Raw genomic sequence first — 1,644 nt, 5'->3', positions numbered from 1 at the left:
TCATGCCTTCGGCGCGGCGCCGCATCGCGGGATTTCCGTCCACCCACAGCAAGCGGCCCAGCTCGTCCCCCACGGCGACCAGCAGCCCGCTCTCATAGCTGGGCTGGATGAGGAGCTTCTGGATGACGGGCATGATGGTGGCCAGCGGGTGTTGGCGGCGGTATTCCTCGAGCTCGTCGAGGTCGATGACCAGCGGCGCCTCGGGCTGGTCCGGGTTTGCTTTGAGCTGGGCGGATCGCTGCCAGGATTCCTTGATCAGGCTGCGTAGACCGGGAAGCTCCGTGGCGTCGGGAAGCCCGTAACGCCACGATTCCAAGTGTTCGTGCCCGGCGCGGGCATGACGCTGCAGCAGCTCGGCGGCGTCATTGACCGAAGCTGCCGGATGGATCGGATTCTTCATCGAACTCCCAAAACCGGACGCAGCACAGTACGGGCCAGTCTAGTTGCGACGCAGGGGTTTGTGTACCCGCTCACTCCGGGTGGAATTCGTACGACTCGACGTCGCCCAACGCTTCGATCCGGGGTACAGGGAGGCCGACTTCCGCGACGAGTTCCGCGAAACTGTGGCCGCTGCTGAAGCGGTCAAATGTTGCCCTGTCCGGGCAGGTGTCGTAGACCGAGATGCCACCCTCAGTGGATAGGCACACGTGGATTTTCAACGCGCCGGGCGGCAGGAGGCCCACCATGCGCTGGTGGCCTTCCAGCAGTTGCGCGGGATCTCCGTCGAAATGGTAGACGCCCATAAACATTGCTTCTCTCCTGTCGTGCTTCAGCTTCGGCGCGACGCCGCCAACGCCCGCGCGAGGGCTCCGGGTTTGCGGTCGGCCCAGGGTGCGGCCTTCTCGAGCTGGCCAGCCAAGCGAAAGAGCGTGGCCTCGTCTCCGAAACGGCCAAGGAAGGACATGCCCACCGGCAGGCCGTCCGAGTCGACTCCGAGTGGCACCGACATGGCCGGGTTGCCCGAGATGTTGGCATACTCGCCGTCGAACATGAGGAAGCGGCCGGCCTCGCGCTCGCCGCGCAACGGCTCTTCCTCGGTTCCACGCAGCGTTCCCAGCGGCAACGGGGGCCAGCCAACGGTGGGTGTCATCCAGACGTCGAACTCCTCGAAGAATCCAGCCAGGCGGCGGCTGAAGCGCTGCAATTCCCCCATGCCGAGGAGATACTGGCCACCTGTCACAGCCCGCGAGCGCTCGAAGTCGGCTGCGGTGAACGGCTCGATCTCACCGGCTTCCGGAGGCCTACCCATCCGCTGCGTCCAGTACGCCTCGATCCACGCGATCGCGCCTCCATAGACGGCCCTGACCGCCCGGTGCCCCACCCGCCCCAGGCTCTCGGGGTGCGCTTCCGTGACGCTGTGGCCCAGCCCGGCCAGCAATTCCACGGTTTCCTCGAACACCCCTAGGTAGTCCGGATGCACTTGTTGCCCGGAGTTGGGCGTCGCGGTTGCGGCGATGCGAAGCTTTCCAGGAGCAGTTCCGGCCTCAAGCAGGAATGGCCGGGCCCGGGGCGGCGCCCAATATGGATCGCCGGGCGACTGACCGGCCGTCGCGTCAAGGAGCGCCGCCGAATCGCGAACGCTCCGCGTCAGCGCATGTTCGACGGCGAATCCCCCGGCCACGTCGCCGTACTCCGGGCCCATGG

The 1,644-nt window shown here is 66.4% G+C and carries 2 protein-coding genes and 1 pseudogene; all 3 read right to left on the bottom strand.

Annotation, left to right across the window (positions count from 1 at the left end; genetic code table 11):
- Positions 1-400, bottom strand: a pseudogene (locus AHiyo1_RS00435) (transcriptional regulator); the annotation flags it as partial.
- 70 nt (positions 401-470) lie between these two features.
- Positions 471-749: a hypothetical protein gene (locus AHiyo1_RS00430; protein ID WP_059387247.1), complete on the bottom strand. Its 279-nt coding sequence runs from the start codon at positions 747-749 to the stop codon at positions 471-473.
- Between the two features lie 20 nt (positions 750-769).
- Positions 770-1,644, bottom strand: an 875-nt coding sequence (locus tag AHiyo1_RS00425; protein WP_059387246.1) for an amidase, incomplete at its 5' end; no start/stop codon positions are given.

This window comes from Arthrobacter sp. Hiyo1, from assembly GCF_001263615.2.
Lineage (GTDB): Bacteria > Actinomycetota > Actinomycetes > Actinomycetales > Micrococcaceae > Arthrobacter.
This window is presented reverse-complemented; position numbering and strand designations above follow the sequence as displayed.

Coding starts and splice junctions, on each gene's coding strand:
- AHiyo1_RS00430 (WP_059387247.1), bottom strand. CDS start 749: ATGTTTATGGGCGTCTACCATTTCGACGGAGATCCCGCGCAACTGCTG.